Genomic DNA, 15,285 nt, shown 5'->3' on the forward strand with positions numbered 1-15,285 from the left:
AAAGTACTTTTTCATCCGCAATACCTACAGGATACCTAAAGTATGGGTTATCGAGTATGTGTTAAGTGACCATTACGCCCAATACCGGCAAGAGCTAAAAGTACAGGTTTAGCAGTAATTAAAATGAATGAACAAGAGGACATAGGTTTTGCGCTTATGTTCTCTTTTTATATATAAATTTATTGTACCTTATCTTATCTAAAATAAAAAGGTGTTTACTTTATAAAGCAAAAACGCTTTTTTTCAAAGGAGAACTTCAAGTGTCAAAAGTAGTCACCTTGAAAAAATAACGACAACGGCCTACATCGCATTACAGCACAAGGCAAAAAGTGTTACTGTTGGACGCGTATCCAAGGGAAACCTGACAGACTCCTGGGTTATCGCGAACCGGACAATTTACCCGTTTCGCCAGCTACTATCCTTACTAAGACAACCAAAGTTATACTGCCTTGTACCCGGTTTGATGGACACGCAGAACTGAAGTAAAATGTAATTCAGCAGGAGGTGTCCATCATGGCAGTAACAGGAAAACGGTACGACAAAGATTTCAAACTTGGCGCGGTTAAAATGGTGCTCGAAAAAGGACGGAAAGTAAGCAGTGTTGCAGCAGATCTTGGTGTCGGTTATGACACTCTCCTACGATGGATCAAAGAGTTTTCAACCGACCCGGAAAACTCTTTCCGGGGCAGTGGCCGCTTAAGACCGGACGAAGAAGAAATTCGCCGGCTGAAACGTGAAAACCAAGACTTACGTGAGGAGAATGCCATTCTAAAAAAGGCGGCGGCCATCTTTGCAAACCCCCGAAAGTGAGATATCAATTCATTTACCAGCACCGCTTCAAGTTTCGGGTGGAAAAGATGTGCCAGGTAATGAAGGTATCCCGAAGCGGTTATTATGCCTGGATTAAGAGGCCCCCCAGCCAGCGCCGGCAAGATAATGAGAAGCTTCTTAAGGCCATCCGTAAGAGCCATTTACGCAGCCGGAAACTCTATGGAGTCCGCCGGATACATGCTGATGTCAAAGACCAGTTTGGGTGCGGGAAAAACCGTGTACACCGCCTGATGAAGGCAAATGGCATTCAGTCAGTCCGCCCCAGGAAGTTTAAAGCCACTACAAAGTCCAAGCACAATCTCCCGGTGGCAGAAAATCTTTTAAACCAGAATTTTAAGGCTGCTGCCCCCAATACCGTGTGGGTAAGCGATATCAGTTATATTCCGACCAATGAGGGCTGGCTCTACCTGGCAAGCGTTGTTGACCTTAACAGCAAAGATGTCGTTGGCCTGGCCATGAACAGTACTATGACAAAAGAGCTTGTCATCCAGGCTTTAAAGCAGGCGATCGGCCGTGAACGCCCTTCCAAAGGATTAATCCATCATTCTGACCGGGGGGTCCAATATGCCAGTCACGCCTATCAAGATCTGCTTCGTGAGAACGGTTTTATACCGAGCATGAGCCGTAAAGGTAATTGTTATGACAATGCCCCCGCGGAGAGCTTTTTCAGCACCCTGAAAAATGAGCTTATTTGCTTGCACCGCTTCAAAACACGGGATGAAGCCAAGCAGGCCATTTTTGATTACATTGAAGTATATTACAATCGGCAGCGTCGTCACTCCAGCCTGGGATACATGACGCCCTGGGAATTTAAGTGTCGATTCAGGAGGCAAGTAGAAACGGCAAAGGCTGCATAATCACTGATGCTGGCTAATAACAAAAACCAGTGACCGTTCATCGGAGCGGAGCGGAGACCCTTGATATGGAGCATGCCCGTGTTAGCCTTTTCGGCAAGGGGCAGCAAGCTAAAGCTGCACTGCCCTTGGCCCTTGGAAACACGGGTGCGAGGCTCCATGTCAAGGGCGGTCACGGCCATTTTGCTACTATCATTCCTTATAAACTGGTAACTTTTTGGCTATCGTTTATATCGCAATTTCATGAAAATTTGTGAGATTTAAAGCAACAAGCCAGTTTAGTGTGTCTATTTTATCGGGGACAGCTCATACGTTTATAATATTAGATTACTCATTCATTACAAGAAAATATATTTGAAGCAAAAAGAAACTCATTGATACAAATACCTACATACATTTGAAGATTCGCCAGTACGCATATATATTTATATTTTCTTTCCTGTACAACTGTCCAATCCATCCATAATGATTTTATTTTTCTTATATTTTGTTGTTCGTTAAAGGATTGTAATGAAAATTCTAACACTTTAATATTATCAAATGCCCTGGATCCTATTTCCGGTAACAAGTAATCGCTTATATTAATTGGGGTGTTAAATGAATCTACAGTTTCTTTACTCAAAACAGGTAAAAAAGCATATTCGATTTGCTCTATATACCACTCATTATTATCGGTGTAATATCCTTCACTTAATTCAAAAACAGCGTGTCCGCTGGCCAGCTTTATAATGACTTTTTCAATATCATCATTTTTAAATAGCCAAACAGATGCATCTGGATTATCAGATAAATATTTACAAATATCATCATTAACCTTTCGGGCTAATGAAGGATACTTTGAAAATCTGTTCATAGTCCTATTATCTGATCCATAGTTTTCATAGTATTTTTGTTTCAAAGTTTCTATTACAAACCACAAATACAACTCTTTATCAGAAAATGAATTGTTACATTTTTTGCAAGCAGGAACAATAAATAAATTATCTGGGTATGGATGGCTTAAAAAAACTTTTGAGGGAATATGTTCTCTGGAATTTGCTCTATTGCCACAATAAATACAATAACTTTTTTCATTTTTTATATATTATATGGGGTCTTATCCTATCATCTCCATAAAAATATCGGAACGTCATCTTAATTTCATTCCTTAATTCAATCTTTTTGATTGCCTTTAATTTCATACATGAGCTGATTCATTCTATTTTCAAAACACTTTTTCTTTAGTTCACATTGCCATACAATAATTACTTTCCATCCCATAACAGATAATTTTTTATAATTGTCAGCATCGCGAATTTGGTTTAAATTAAGTTTTTTTTGCCAAAATATAGTATTGGATTTTGGCCATTTAAAGCATGGATGGCCTTCGTGTACATGCCAAAAACACCCGTTAACAAAAACGGCTGCTTTATATTTGGGAAGCAGAATATCAGGGCACCCAGGCAATGTCCGAACGTTTTTACGGTATCTTAAACCTTTTGAAAAGAGATACTTTCTTACAATCTCTTCCAGTTTAGTATTTTTACTTTTGACCCGTGACATATTATAACTTCTTACTTCCTTTGAATGAACATCCATCTTTTTTATTCCTCAATATTGACATAATGATAAAAAAACTTGTTATGTTCGGCTAATAGGTACCTACCCATACTTTCAGCTAATAATACAGGTACCGCATTTCCTATCTGTCGACCCATTTCCTGCATATTTCCCCAAAATACATAATCGTCTCGAAATGATTGTAATGCGGCTGCTTCTCTGAAAGAGATTGCACGATTTTGCTCTGGATGGCCAAAACGTCCATTGGAAAGGCTGTAACATTTTGATGTTAGCGTTGGGGCCACGGCATCCCATACCATTCGTCCGTAAACATCCGTATGCCCGTTATGTCCATTGGCATGACAGTTCAAATGTAAATGTTGGGGCCAATCAGCCCGGCTCCCACCGTTATGCGGTGTTGCCATTATTCTCTGCAAATTAATAGGAATAAGATTTGCTGCCCTGTGATTTGGTACATCAGGATTTTCCTCTCCTGCATTTAATGCAGGATAATTATGAATCGCATCAAAAACCGTAGTGAATGGTATCAGACCGTTCCCATGAGTTGGAGCAGGAATATGTGGTTCAAATAATCTGGATGCAATTAATATTAACCGTCTCCTGTTTTGAGGTACCCCGTAATTTTTTGCGTTAACGGCACTATAAATATAATGATAACCAAGTCTGTCCAAAAGCTCCAAAAACCTATTAAACACAGCTTGCCCGCGTTTTTGTATTCCAGGCACATTTTCAATCAAAATATGTGCTGGTAAAAGGGCTTCTACAAGTCTGCCGAACTCGTCAAGGAGATTAACGGATACATGCTCACGATTAGAATGTCTCTGGCTGCTGAAAGGCTGGCATGGTGCGCATCCAATCATCAGTAATTCATCATTTTCTATAAGCAGAGGAAATTCATTAATTAAGTCCTCTGCGCTTACTGTGTGAATGTCCCTGCAAAGATATGGAATATGGTTATTATTCTCGTATGTTTCCTGGCAGGACGGGTCAAAATCAAGACCAAATAAAACATTAATACCTGCATTTAATAGGCCTCTTGTCATTCCGCCCCCGCCACAAAAAAAATCTATAGCGTTCATCCTGTTAACAATTCCTTTGCCCACGGTTCCGTGTTTCGATCCGGAACACCAGGTCGGCATGCATTCTGCATATGTGCCCAAATAATTTGTTCTCTGAAGGGACTATCAACAGAAGCTATCCTTACAAATTCAGTATCCTCGTTTTTTTCGCTCATGCTAAGTGCGATCTTTGATAAATCAACTAATTCGATTTTTTTCAAATCAACAGTCATATATGGCAATATAGATTTAATTCCCGGCAAAGCTACCCAACATTCGTTATACCCGCGGTTTAAATCAGATTGTACAGAGCTAATATTTTTAGATTTCGGGTTGTCTGACAATACACAGTTATGAAACTTTTCCTTTGGATAGCAGCTTGCACACAATGCATGTGTGACTTTTGGGCGTGCAGGAACCATATCACAGGAGGGTGTTAAAATGATTCTGTATTCTTCAGGATTTCCTTCCGAATTGTAATCTGTCTCTGGTGCTATTACCCGGATTATATCACAAGCACATAAACTGGTTACAACTGGCGGGTAAACATATTGAACCCACGCTGGAGGAAGTTCTCCACTATATTGGATATCAAAAAAAGTTGCAGTTCGCTTTGACAATATATATTTAAAGACGCTATTACCAGGATATCCTTCTGATCTTAAAATCTGAACAGCATTTAAAGCTTCTATCATAGCATTACTCATTTCTTTACGATAATCAGATAATGCCACAACAAAACTTTCGGTTTTACATAGGTAGTCAGTTACCGGAGTTTCATCACCTTTGGAAAAAACCCTAAGCAAAGTGCTTTTTTGAAGTTTTTCAGCAATTGATATTACAGCAGCGTTTGCAGAAAATATTATAATTGGGCGAAAACAATTTGTCCAAATTTTGGTTAAAATTTCATCTCCTACATCAATATGATCGGCGTCCTGCCGCCAATCTAGAATGATAATATCCGGTTCTTTTTCAATAATTTGCTGATACACATTGTCAAAATCAATTGTAGTAACTTCCCAGTTTTTTTCAGCGCAGAAATCTTCAATCCCCTTTACGGAAATAGGCTGATCGTCAATAATTAATACATTCATTAACTCCCCTCACTTTGCAATTGGTAATTCAAAAACAAAGGTTGCTCCGCCAAGTTCTCCCGGTATAACAGTTGCAATTTTACAATCATAATTATTTAATAACTCTGTTACAATAACTAATCCCATTCCGATTCCATATGGCTTAGCAGTAATACCTGGCTGAAAAATTTTTTCAGCATCAGTACTATTTATACCAATACCAGTATCACTTATTGTCATTCTAATTTTTTGGGCATTAAACTCTTCTGATTTAATACATATTTTTTTTCTTGCTCCTGCTTTTTGAATCCAATAACAAGCGTTATCCAGCAGGTTTACCAAAATGGTTTGAAGTTCTCCACTATGCATTATTGTTTCAACGCATACATCAACGTTGCATTCAAAAAGAATATTTTTTGCTTCCTTCTTGCCAGAAATGAGACGAATGCTATTTTCTACTTCGCAATAAACATTACATTTATGCTTTTCATACCGGAGATTTTTACGATAGAGCGGAGCAAAACTATTAGCTACATCAACCAAGCGTGAATGCCATGTTTCTGCGTCTTCATAATACTCCTTAGTTTTATTATCAAAAGGTTCATAGTGTTTCCATACTCTTTTCAGAAATCGCTTAATAACAGTCATTCCGGTCAAAATCTCATGTAATATTACAACCGCAACCGAACCTAAAGAAGCAGTTTGCGCATAATAAGTCAGTCTGTCATGTAATTCCCAAAGATTTTTTTCTGTATCGGCACTGAAGTCACGAACAACTTCTAATATATGCTCTGAATCTCTGCCTTTTTTTACAGCATCTTCCACTTTTTCAACAAGAGTAGTGACAGATAAAGGAGATATCAAATCACTTAACGTAGGTTTATCGGCAGATTGTGCTGGTTTTTTATCGGAGTTACGTAAATTCTCCAGTATCGAAATTACTGTTTCTATAATTCTGCAAAACTGTTTATATTCTTTGGTATCTACAAGTTTTTCTCTGTCTGTTGTATCTCTTATTCCAGGATTGTTCTCCGAAGAAATACTAATCATACCAATTATCTGACTGGTGCTGATTCTTTTACCTGTATGGCTTACTCTGCGCAAATCAATTCCAAGCCAATCTTTTGAGGCATCTGATTTAGGCAAAACAAGTACATTGTCTCTGTATATTGATAATCCTTTGTATTGACTAATATTTTTTCTTATTTCGCTACGTCCAATATTAAATGTGTCGGCAACATCTCCTATGCTGTCGGTATCCAAGTCCCATGCACGAATTTCAAATGAAAATTCACCGCATATATATTGCCCATCTTCGGATTCATTGAAGAGAGTATGTATATTGTCAAATCCTCGCTGTGCTTCATTCCACAGAATCGAACCATCCCGGGAATTCATAATCTTTGCTTTAGGTGCATACGTATAATTCCAATTAACAGTTCCGTTACTGGTCACATGACCTCTAATTTTATATGTCGGAGTTTGTATGAATGTCTGTGGTTTAATTTGGGTTGGTTCAGCATAAAATGGAGTTAAAAGCGAAATACTAAAGTCGGAAACTTCCTGAAAGGGAGAAATCAGCCTGGACAATGCATTATGTAATTCATCAATATTCTGGAACTCCCACGGAGAAGATAGTTCGCTTATTGTTATTATGGTTCCGGTATCAGACTGTATCTTGTTGTCATCTGTTGTTTCTTCTAACGTTATTATGCAATCTGAAATATTGCCTGAATTGGTGAAGCTATCCCAGTCAATTTTTGCAGATAAGCACGTATCTTCATTGCTTTTGGTAATTATTTCGAGATATCTGCCTAATCGAGCAGCAGAAAATCGTCCCAGGCCTTTATTCCCTGAGACACGACGTATTTTTCCGTCTCTCTGGATTGTAGGGTTTTTCTTTTTATATGGTGTTGCTATAACAGCCCAAGACTCTTTAATAACATCACGAGTCATTCCAAGTCCATCATCGGTAATTCGGAGAAAGTCTTTACCAGAAGCATCTTGCCCAAATTCTACATGAACGTTGTAAGCAAAAGCGTCATAACAATTTTTTACAAGTTCTGTTACAGCAACGGCATCATTCGTTACAAGATCCGAACCAAATGCTGCAAAAGCTCTTGGATGAAACTGCATTGCAATTATCTCAGCTTTATTCATAACGATACCTCTTTCTAACTCACAAGGAGGTTCTAATAATGGAGACCCAGCTCATTATTGGCAAGAATAATTTTTTAAGAAATAAAATATTTAGTTCGGATGAAGGTTATAATAATCATATTATTGATTATTTTGATATCAGCACTATGTTTCTGCGCACTTTGCATATATTTTCATATCGTATTCAACACAGTAAATATCCTTTAATCGGTAAAGAGAAGCCTTCGGAATTAATTGCCTTTATTAAACAGTATGCACAGCAGAAAACCTGCAGCAATTCTGTAGTCTCACAATCCTTGTGTTTTGATTTAGACTTAAAATGTTCAGTTTTTTGTTTAGAGCATATGCGTAATATAGAAAAAAATATATCTTCCTATATAGGTGTTTTATATGACAACTATTAACATATAGCTTGTTATATTTAATAGTTTTCCTCCAAAATTTTCAAAAACCGCCGTAGCGTTTTTTCCACATATTCTGCAATCAGCTTTATCATCGGTTCTGTGGAGCCCTCACTATGATAGCTGTCAAAACATTCATAATAACGCTTTCGATCGACAAACTTGATTTGGGTAGGTGGATAACCGTTTTGCATTAGCATAAAGTTTAAAATCAGCCTGCCGGTGCGACCGTTCCCGTCAATGAACGGATGGATACCCTGAAACTTTAGATGGAAAAGTGCTGCACTCTCAATGGGGTGCAGTTTTTTCTTTTCAAACTCTGTGATAAGTTGTTCCATCTGTCCAGGAACCAAATAGGGTTGCGGGGGTTCATGGTAAGCGTCTGCAATCCGTACGGGGATTCGGCGATAAACGCCTTTATCTTCAGGTCTGTCCATAAGTACAAGAGAATGAACGTCTTTAATAACTCTTTCAGAAAAAGGTGCTTTGTCTTTAATGAGTTGCTGTATATAGAGAAAGGCGTCACGGTGGCCGACAGCTTCCAAATGGTCTTTTAATGGCTTTTTGTCAATAGTAATACCTTCCAACACCATCGCCGTCTCTTTGAGTGTTAGGGTGTTGCCTTCAATGGCGTTAGAATTGTAGGTGAACTCAACAAGAAATTCTTCTTGCAAGCATTTTAGCTCACCTTCGGTTAGGGTACGTCGTTTGTTCAGTTCAGCTTTCATCGCATCAATGCGCAAAAAAAGTGCGGCAAACTCTTGCGGTACATTTTTACCTCGCAAACTCCTGCCATCTATAGGTTTGACGGCATCAGCCGGAATAAGGTAGGAGCGGCCATCTTTGGTAACACCTTCAATTTTCCCCTGTTCACATAAAACACGAACACGGCGATCAGAGAGTCCCCACTGTTCCGCCGCCTGGCTTACTCTGATATATTTCAAATACCGCACCTCACTTTTACAAAGTATACCATATTATAGGAATAGTATCAATGAATTTAAAACAATAATTTCAAAATACTATTCCTTTACGTTAACGAAAGGGCCATTGGCTTTTATTTCCCTGATAAAAGCAAACGGCTTTTTTTATTTCAATAAAAAAGGAGGAATTTCAGGTGTCAAAAGTAATCGCCCTTGCCAACCAGAAAGGCGGCACAGGCAAAACGACCACAACGGTCAATCTGGGTATCGGCCTTGCGATGCAGGGTAAAAAGGTGCTTTTAGTGGACGCGGACGCGCAAGGCAACCTAACGGATTCGTTAGGTTTTCATGAGCCGGACAACCTACCTGCTTCACTGGCGACCGTTTTAACCAAAAGCATGTTGGAGGAGCCGTATGAGCCGGACGAGGGTATCCTCCAACATGCGGAAGGCATTGATCTCATGCCGGGCAACATTGAGTTGTCGGCCATAGAGGTCTCCCTCGTTAATACCATGAGCCGGGAAACGGTGCTGCGCAGCTACATCAATACAATCAAAGACAGGTATGATTATGTGTTGATCGACTGTATGCCCTCCCTGGGCATGATGACCATTAACGCCCTTGCCGCTGCGGACAGCGTAATTATTCCGGTTCAGGCTCACTATCTGCCCGCCAAAGGAATGACGCAGCTTTTACAGACTATAGCCAGGGTAAGGCGGCAAATCAATCCGAAGCTGATTATTGATGGCGTTCTGGTGACAATGGTGGATAACCGCACCAACTTTGCCAAGGACATTTCCTTTATCCTGCGCCGCGACTACGGCGACAAACTGCGCATTTTCCAAACGGAAATCCCCTTGTCCATCCGTGCGGCGGAAACCAGCGCCAAAGGAAAGAGCATTTACCTTCACGACCCCCACGGTCTGGCGGCTAAAGCCTATGAAGCCTTTACAAAGGAGGTGCGGGACATTGGTGAAAAACGACGTGCGAAACAGCATAAAGCTGACCTCAGTAGATGACTTATTCACCACCGAGGAAAGCCGGGCCGAGCAGCAGCGCGAAAAGGTACTGGACATTCCCCTGTCTGAAATCAGCGATTTTCCCAATCACCCGTTTAAGGTAAAAGCGGATGAGGCCATGCTGGAAATGGCGGACAGTGTAAAGCAATACGGCGTTTTAGTCCCCGGCCTGGTGCGGCCCAAAGCGGACGGCGGCTATGAAATGGTGGCCGGACACCGGCGAAAAAAAGCAAGCGAGCTTGCAGGGAAAGAAAACATGCCCTGCATTGTCCGGGAACTGGACGACGATGCCGCCACAATCATTATGGTTGACAGCAATCTGCAAAGGGAAAGCATCCTGCCGAGTGAAAAAGCTTTTGCATATAAAATGAAGCTGGAAGCCATGAACAGGCAAGGGCAACGGACGGATTTAACTTCCCGACAAGTTGTCGGGAGGTTAGAAAGTGCAGATATTATAGGCAAAGATGTCGGTGAAAGCGGCAGACAGATTCAAAGATATATTCGCTTAACTGAACTTATACAACCTGTTCTTGAAATGGTGGACGAAAAGCAGATCGCCTTTAATCCTGCTGTGGAAATCTCTTACCTGGCCGAAAACGAACAGCAAGCCGGGTATCCATATATGTGGCTTACCCTCGATGATAGCTCTGTCGCCTGACTTTTGGCTGGATGACGGCTGTGCTGACGATTTAGAAGTTACCACTGGTGGCGATGCTTGTTTTGATGGTGCAGAGGGTTGAGTTTTTTCTTCTGCCTTTATTACCTCGTTTTTCGTTGGCTCATTTTCTTCAACAGTCTTCGGCTCGGCAACAGGAGTATCTTCAGAAAGAATAATTGGCGGCATTTCTTTTTGACTCGCCTCAATTTCAGCGAATACGGCGGTTTTTGCAGACTCTGCGGGTAAATCGCCGACCTCGGCGTTCCGAGGCCACACAGCGGTACACAATGCGACACAGGCGATAATGCCTATTCCGACGATAATTAGCTTTTTCAATACACCATCTCCCTTCAGCAACAGACACTACCACAGATTGAGGGAGATAGCTACATATATTTCTTTAAAACTGCTTAAATGTAGAATAAACATAAACGGAATCTTTACAAATGCGTAAAATATATTGTAAAGCATATGCAAATTTTGGTATAATTAAGTTGAAACTTAGGAAATGGATTGGCGAAGATGCGAGTAAGTTATAAAAAGTTATGGAAGCTCCTTATTGATAGAGATATGAAAAAGAAGGATCTGCAATTGGCATCGGGATTAAGCTCAACCACCATTGCCAAGCTCTCAAATCATGAGAATGTCAGCATGGAAGTTCTGATTAAAGTATGTGCCACTCTCGGCGTTGATTTCGGAGACATTATGGAATTAGTTCCGGACCTGCGGGACAACGCAAAATAAATTGACATATATCCGATAAAGGAACCAGCTATGGAAATTTTCGATAATATAACAAAAACTGTGAAGAATGATTTAGCGGTTACAATCGAAAAGGGCAGCCGCCTTTCGATTGCTGCCGCTTGTTTTTCCATATACGCATACCAGGTTTTGAAAAAACAATTTGACAATATTGACGAGCTTCGTTTCATATTCACATCGCCTGCCTTTGTCACTGAAAAAGCGCCTAAAGAAAAACGCGAATTTTATATCCCCCGCTTAAGCCGTGAGCGCAGCCTTTACGGAACAGAATTTGAAGTGAAGCTGCGCAACGAATTAACGCAGAAAGCAATCGCCCGTGAATGTGCCGATTGGATCAGAAAAAAGGTTAAGTTCAAGTCAAATATTACGCCGGAGAACATGGGCGGTTTCCTCAACATAGATACCGGCAATGAACAGATTACATATATGCCGCTCAACGGCTTCACCACCGTGGACATTGGATGCAAACGGGGGAATAACAGCTACAACATGGTTACCAAGTTCCCTGCACCGCACAGTCAGGAATTCGTCCGGCTGTTTGAAAGTGTCTGGAATGACAGGACGAAATTACAGGACGTAACTGAAGAGGTCATCGAGAGCATCACCGCCGCTTACAACGAAAACTCGGCGGAGTTTCTTTATTTCGTGGCTCTTTACAACATATTCAATGAATTCCTCGAAGACATCTCCGAGGATGTGCTTCCAATGAAGCAACCGGGTTTAAAGAAAGTAAAATCTGGAGTATGTTATATGATTTCCAAAAAGATGCGGCGCTTGCAATAATAAATAAGCTTGAAAAATATAATGGGTGTATTTTGGCCGATAGTGTAGGACTTGGCAAGACGTTCACTGCCCTTGCTGTAATCAAATACTATGAAAAAAAGAACAAATCTGTGCTTGTGCTATGCCCGAAGAAACTGGCAGACAATTGGAATACTTTCAGGAGTCATTATAGAAATAATCCGCTCATTTCCGACCGGCTTGGATACACTGTTCTTTACCACACTGACCTTTCGCGCGAACACGGCATGTCAAACGGCAATGACCTGGAAAAAATATATTGGGAGAATTATGGGCTTATAGTCATCGACGAATCCCACAATTTCCGCAATGGCGGCGAAGTTTATGGAGATGATGCGCGTGAAAACCGTTATCTCCGACTCTTGAACAAGGTTATTCGCCCGGGTGTGGAGTCAAAGGTGCTTATGCTGTCGGCAACACCGGTAAACAACCGTTTTGTCGACTTACGCAATCAGCTTGCACTCGCTTATGAGGGAAATTCCTGCCTGATAAATGAAAAATTGAACACATCGAAACCAATTGATGAGATTTTCCGTAATGCTCAAAGAGCATTTAATATCTGGAGCGACTTAGGACCGGAAAAGAGAACAACAGCTGCGCTTTTAAAGATGCTGGACTTTGACTTCTTTGAAGTACTGGACAGTGTGACCATTGCTCGCTCCCGAAAGCATATTGAAAAGTATTATAACATGAATGACATCGGAAAATTCCCGGAAAGGCTCAAGCCTGTGTCTCTGCGGCCAAGCCTGACCGATTTGGACAACGCCATAAATTATAACGAGATATATGACGAGCTTATGAAGCTTAATCTTGCAGTCTATATTCCAACAGATTTTGTTTTTGAAAGCAGACGGGACAAGTATGTCGACCCTGACGTCAATATCAACCGTGCGGGGCGAGAGCAGGGCATCCGCCGCCTGATGAGTATCAACCTTCTCAAACGGCTGGAAAGCTCCGTCTATTCTTTCCGTCTGACTCTCCAGCGCATAAAGAAGCTGATTGATGATACGATCGCTGAAATTGATATGTTCGAGGCCGGCGGAGACGCTGATATTGAGATTCTTAAGTTCAGTGAAGATACCGAATTCGATTATGATGATCAGAACACCGAATTCTTCACCTCCGGTAAAAAAGTAAAAATCGATCTTAACGATATGGACTATGTTACCTGGCGCGACTCGCTTCAGCAGGATTCAGAAGTACTGGAGTTGCTGACGCTTATGGTTGCAGATATTACACCGGAGCATGATACCAAGCTTCAAACCCTGCTTGCGCTCATTTCGGAGAAAATCGAAAAGCCCATCAACGCAGACAATAAAAAGGTACTTGTGTTTTCAGCATTTTCCGACACTGCCGAATACCTGTACCAGAATGTGAGCGGATATATAAAGGAGAAATACGGTCTTAACACCGCCATGATAACCGGCACGGTGGACGGAAAAACAACGATCCCGAAATTCAGGGCGACCTTCAACAATGTTCTGACTTGTTTTTCACCTGTTTCTAAAGATAAAGCGCTGCTTATGCCGGGGTCAGCCGACTGTATCGACATCCTTATCGCCACTGATTGCATTTCCGAAGGCCAGAATCTTCAGGATTGCGACTATTTGGTTAATTACGATATCCACTGGAACCCTGTCCGCATCATCCAGCGGTTCGGACGTATTGACCGTATCGGCAGCCGGAATGCGCGGATACAGCTGGTGAACTTCTGGCCGGATTTGACGCTTGACGATTACATAAACCTGAAAAGCCGTGTAGAAACCCGAATGAAGATATCCGTCATGACCTCCACCGGAGACGACGACCTTATCAACCCGGAGGAAAAAGGCGACCTCGAATACCGCAAAGCACAGCTCAAGCGCCTGCAGGAGGAGGTCGTCGATATCGAGGATATGTCCGGCGGCATTTCCATTATGGACTTGGGATTGAATGAATTCCGTCTTGACCTGCTTGACTACATCAAGAATAATGGTGATTTGGACAAGACCCCTCTCGGTCTCCATGCGGTTGTTCCCGCGAAGGACGATGCGCCGCCCGGCGTGATATTTGTGCTGAAAAACATCAACGGCGGCGTGAACATCGATAACCAGAACCGGCTTCACCCGTTCTATATGGTGTATATTGCGGATGACGGCGAGGTCATCTGCGACCATCTGTCCCCAAAAGAAATGCTGGATAAGATGCGGTATCTCTGCAAGGGAAAAACAGCGCCTTTGGTAGAACTGTGCCGCGCTTTTAATCAGGAAACCAAGGACGGCAGGGATATGGGCCGACTTTCCGAGCTATTAAGTGACGCCATCAACTCCATCATTGACGTGAAGGAAGAAAGCGACATTGACAGCCTGTTCAAAAGCGGGGGCACCTCAGCTCTGAATACAACTATTACGGGACTGGATGATTTCGAGCTGATTTGTTTTTTAGTAATTCGGAATTCGGAATGCGGAATTCGTAATTCATAATTCATAATTCATAAATCGGAATGCGGAATTGAGGAGTGAAGGCAGTATGAAGAGAGAAAACCGTTGTGGTGAAAAGTAAAGCATTTGCTTTGAGAATGATTAAGTTATATAAATTTTTAACTGATGAAAAACATGAGTATATAATGTCAAAACAATTACTGAGAAGCAGTACAAGTATTGGTGCAAATGTAAAGGAAGCCATCCGCGGCCAAAGCAAAGCTGATTTTTATGCTAAACTTAATATATCACTGAAAGAGGCTAGCGAGACGGAGTATTGGCTAGAACTGCTGCACGAAAGCAATTTTATAGAAACCAGCTCATTTGAAAGCGTTTATGCTGATTGCCAGGAGTTAATAAAGCTGCTTGTCGCTATCACGAAAACCCAGAGAAATTCCGAATTACGCATTCCGAATTCCGAATTAGACAGGAGTGTAACGAGTGATTGATTTACCAAAAAGTACGGTATTCAACCGGCGAATACCGAAGCAGAAGTTCTATGAAAACCTCTCCGTGACTGCGGAACTCAAGCGGATATTTGTAGAGCAGATCAATGTGATTTACTGGAGGAATAAAATCTCCCCTACTACAGTGAACATTGCCGCCGGAGAAACAGTCGCGGAAATTGAGGTCATAGAGATACGCCTGAACCAGCCCGGCCTTGACAAGCGGGTGCTGCAGCTGATTGACAGGGAAATCCCCTATCACATCCTTTTCCTGCTTGTG

15 protein-coding genes and 1 pseudogene are annotated in these 15,285 nt (G+C 41.5%); 10 read left to right on the top strand and 6 right to left on the bottom strand.

The features are described from left to right. Positions 1-513 precede the first annotated feature (513 nt). Together A4E54_RS07195 and A4E54_RS07200 are read left to right on the top strand one after the other, a co-directional pair. A protein-coding gene (locus A4E54_RS07195; RefSeq protein ID WP_286725297.1) for an IS3 family transposase occupies positions 514-1,688 on the top strand; the annotation gives its coding sequence in 2 pieces (ribosomal slippage) (positions 514-781 and positions 781-1,688; 1,176 coding nt in all). 65 nt (positions 1,689-1,753) lie between these two features. After that, positions 1,754-1,942 carry a hypothetical protein gene (locus A4E54_RS07200; RefSeq protein WP_286725299.1) on the top strand — a complete coding sequence of 63 codons (189 nt, stop codon included), beginning with the start codon at positions 1,754-1,756 and terminating at the stop codon, positions 1,940-1,942. 74 nt (positions 1,943-2,016) lie between these two features. On the opposite strand, the gene A4E54_RS07205 is transcribed toward A4E54_RS07200, so the two are convergent. The 5 genes from A4E54_RS07205 to A4E54_RS07225 all read right to left on the bottom strand — a co-directional run bounded on the left by A4E54_RS07205 (position 2,017) and on the right by A4E54_RS07225 (position 7,536). Next, on the bottom strand, positions 2,017-2,604 hold the full coding sequence (locus tag A4E54_RS07205; protein WP_286725301.1) for a hypothetical protein: 588 nt from the start codon (positions 2,602-2,604) through the stop codon (positions 2,017-2,019). A 233-nt stretch (positions 2,605-2,837) separates the two neighbouring features. Next, positions 2,838-3,263: a very short patch repair endonuclease gene (locus tag A4E54_RS07210; protein WP_286725303.1), complete on the bottom strand. Its 426-nt coding sequence runs from the start codon at positions 3,261-3,263 to the stop codon at positions 2,838-2,840. Between the two features lie 5 nt (positions 3,264-3,268). Then, positions 3,269-4,324 carry a DNA cytosine methyltransferase gene (locus tag A4E54_RS07215; protein WP_286725305.1) on the bottom strand — a complete coding sequence of 352 codons (1,056 nt, stop codon included), beginning with the start codon at positions 4,322-4,324 and terminating at the stop codon, positions 3,269-3,271. Continuing rightward, the gene (locus A4E54_RS07220) at positions 4,321-5,397 is read right to left on the bottom strand and encodes a helix-turn-helix domain-containing protein (protein ID WP_286725306.1); all 1,077 of its coding nucleotides are present in this window, start codon (positions 5,395-5,397) and stop codon (positions 4,321-4,323) included. Before A4E54_RS07220 ends, A4E54_RS07215 begins: the two co-directional genes overlap by 4 nt. A 9-nt stretch (positions 5,398-5,406) precedes the next feature. Beyond that, positions 5,407-7,536: an ATP-binding protein gene (locus A4E54_RS07225; protein ID WP_286725308.1), complete on the bottom strand. Its 2,130-nt coding sequence runs from the start codon at positions 7,534-7,536 to the stop codon at positions 5,407-5,409. 38 nt (positions 7,537-7,574) lie between these two features. On the opposite strand from A4E54_RS07225, the gene A4E54_RS07230 reads away from it, so the two are divergent. Beyond that, positions 7,575-7,940 carry a hypothetical protein gene (locus A4E54_RS07230; RefSeq protein WP_286725311.1) on the top strand — a complete coding sequence of 122 codons (366 nt, stop codon included), beginning with the start codon at positions 7,575-7,577 and terminating at the stop codon, positions 7,938-7,940. A 17-nt stretch (positions 7,941-7,957) separates the two neighbouring features. Here A4E54_RS07230 and A4E54_RS07235 read toward each other — a convergent pair whose 3' ends face one another. After that, the gene (locus A4E54_RS07235; RefSeq protein ID WP_286725313.1) at positions 7,958-8,881 is read right to left on the bottom strand and encodes a Fic family protein; all 924 of its coding nucleotides are present in this window, start codon (positions 8,879-8,881) and stop codon (positions 7,958-7,960) included. Between the two features lie 173 nt (positions 8,882-9,054). Here A4E54_RS07235 and A4E54_RS07240 point away from each other — a divergent pair, with 173 nt between their 5' ends. The 7 genes and pseudogenes from A4E54_RS07240 to A4E54_RS07265 all read left to right on the top strand — a co-directional run. After that, positions 9,055-9,879 (top strand): ParA family protein, encoded by an 825-nt coding sequence (locus A4E54_RS07240; protein ID WP_286725315.1) that lies wholly within the window; start codon positions 9,055-9,057, stop codon positions 9,877-9,879. Beyond that, positions 9,800-10,486, top strand: a pseudogene (locus A4E54_RS07245) (ParB/RepB/Spo0J family partition protein); the annotation flags it as partial. The gene A4E54_RS07240 and the pseudogene A4E54_RS07245, both read left to right, overlap by 80 nt. Before the next feature lie 573 nt (positions 10,487-11,059). Continuing rightward, positions 11,060-11,281, top strand: a complete 222-nt coding sequence (locus tag A4E54_RS07250; protein ID WP_240084722.1) for a helix-turn-helix domain-containing protein — start codon at positions 11,060-11,062, stop codon at positions 11,279-11,281. Between the two features lie 30 nt (positions 11,282-11,311). Next, positions 11,312-12,082, top strand: a complete 771-nt coding sequence (locus A4E54_RS15755) for a phospholipase D-like domain-containing protein (protein WP_353681821.1) — start codon at positions 11,312-11,314, stop codon at positions 12,080-12,082. Next, complete coding sequence (locus A4E54_RS07255) at positions 12,043-14,562, top strand: helicase-related protein (RefSeq protein WP_353681822.1); 2,520 nt, start codon at positions 12,043-12,045, stop codon at positions 14,560-14,562. The genes A4E54_RS15755 and A4E54_RS07255 overlap by 40 nt, the downstream gene beginning before the upstream one ends. 65 nt (positions 14,563-14,627) lie before the next feature. After that, positions 14,628-15,008, top strand: coding sequence for a four helix bundle protein (locus A4E54_RS07260; protein WP_286725319.1), 381 nt, complete (start codon positions 14,628-14,630; stop codon positions 15,006-15,008). Then, positions 15,001-15,285: DUF4391 domain-containing protein (locus A4E54_RS07265; RefSeq protein ID WP_286725322.1), on the top strand; the 285-nt coding region annotated here is incomplete at its 3' end. The genes A4E54_RS07260 and A4E54_RS07265, both read left to right, overlap by 8 nt.

This window comes from Pelotomaculum sp. PtaB.Bin117, assembly GCF_002067195.1.
GTDB lineage: Bacteria > Bacillota > Desulfotomaculia > Desulfotomaculales > Pelotomaculaceae > Pelotomaculum_D > Pelotomaculum_D terephthalicicum.

Coding starts and splice junctions, on each gene's coding strand:
- A4E54_RS07255 (WP_353681822.1), top strand. CDS start 12,043: ATGTTATATGATTTCCAAAAAGATGCGGCGCTTGCAATAATAAATAAG.
- A4E54_RS15755 (WP_353681821.1), top strand. CDS start 11,312: ATGGAAATTTTCGATAATATAACAAAAACTGTGAAGAATGATTTAGCG.
- A4E54_RS07230 (WP_286725311.1), top strand. CDS start 7,575: ATGGAGACCCAGCTCATTATTGGCAAGAATAATTTTTTAAGAAATAAA.
- A4E54_RS07200 (WP_286725299.1), top strand. CDS start 1,754: ATGGAGCATGCCCGTGTTAGCCTTTTCGGCAAGGGGCAGCAAGCTAAA.
- A4E54_RS07220 (WP_286725306.1), bottom strand. CDS start 5,397: ATGAATGTATTAATTATTGACGATCAGCCTATTTCCGTAAAGGGGATT.
- A4E54_RS07225 (WP_286725308.1), bottom strand. CDS start 7,536: ATGAATAAAGCTGAGATAATTGCAATGCAGTTTCATCCAAGAGCTTTT.
- A4E54_RS07210 (WP_286725303.1), bottom strand. CDS start 3,263: ATGGATGTTCATTCAAAGGAAGTAAGAAGTTATAATATGTCACGGGTC.
- A4E54_RS07250 (WP_240084722.1), top strand. CDS start 11,060: ATGCGAGTAAGTTATAAAAAGTTATGGAAGCTCCTTATTGATAGAGAT.
- A4E54_RS07215 (WP_286725305.1), bottom strand. CDS start 4,324: ATGAACGCTATAGATTTTTTTTGTGGCGGGGGCGGAATGACAAGAGGC.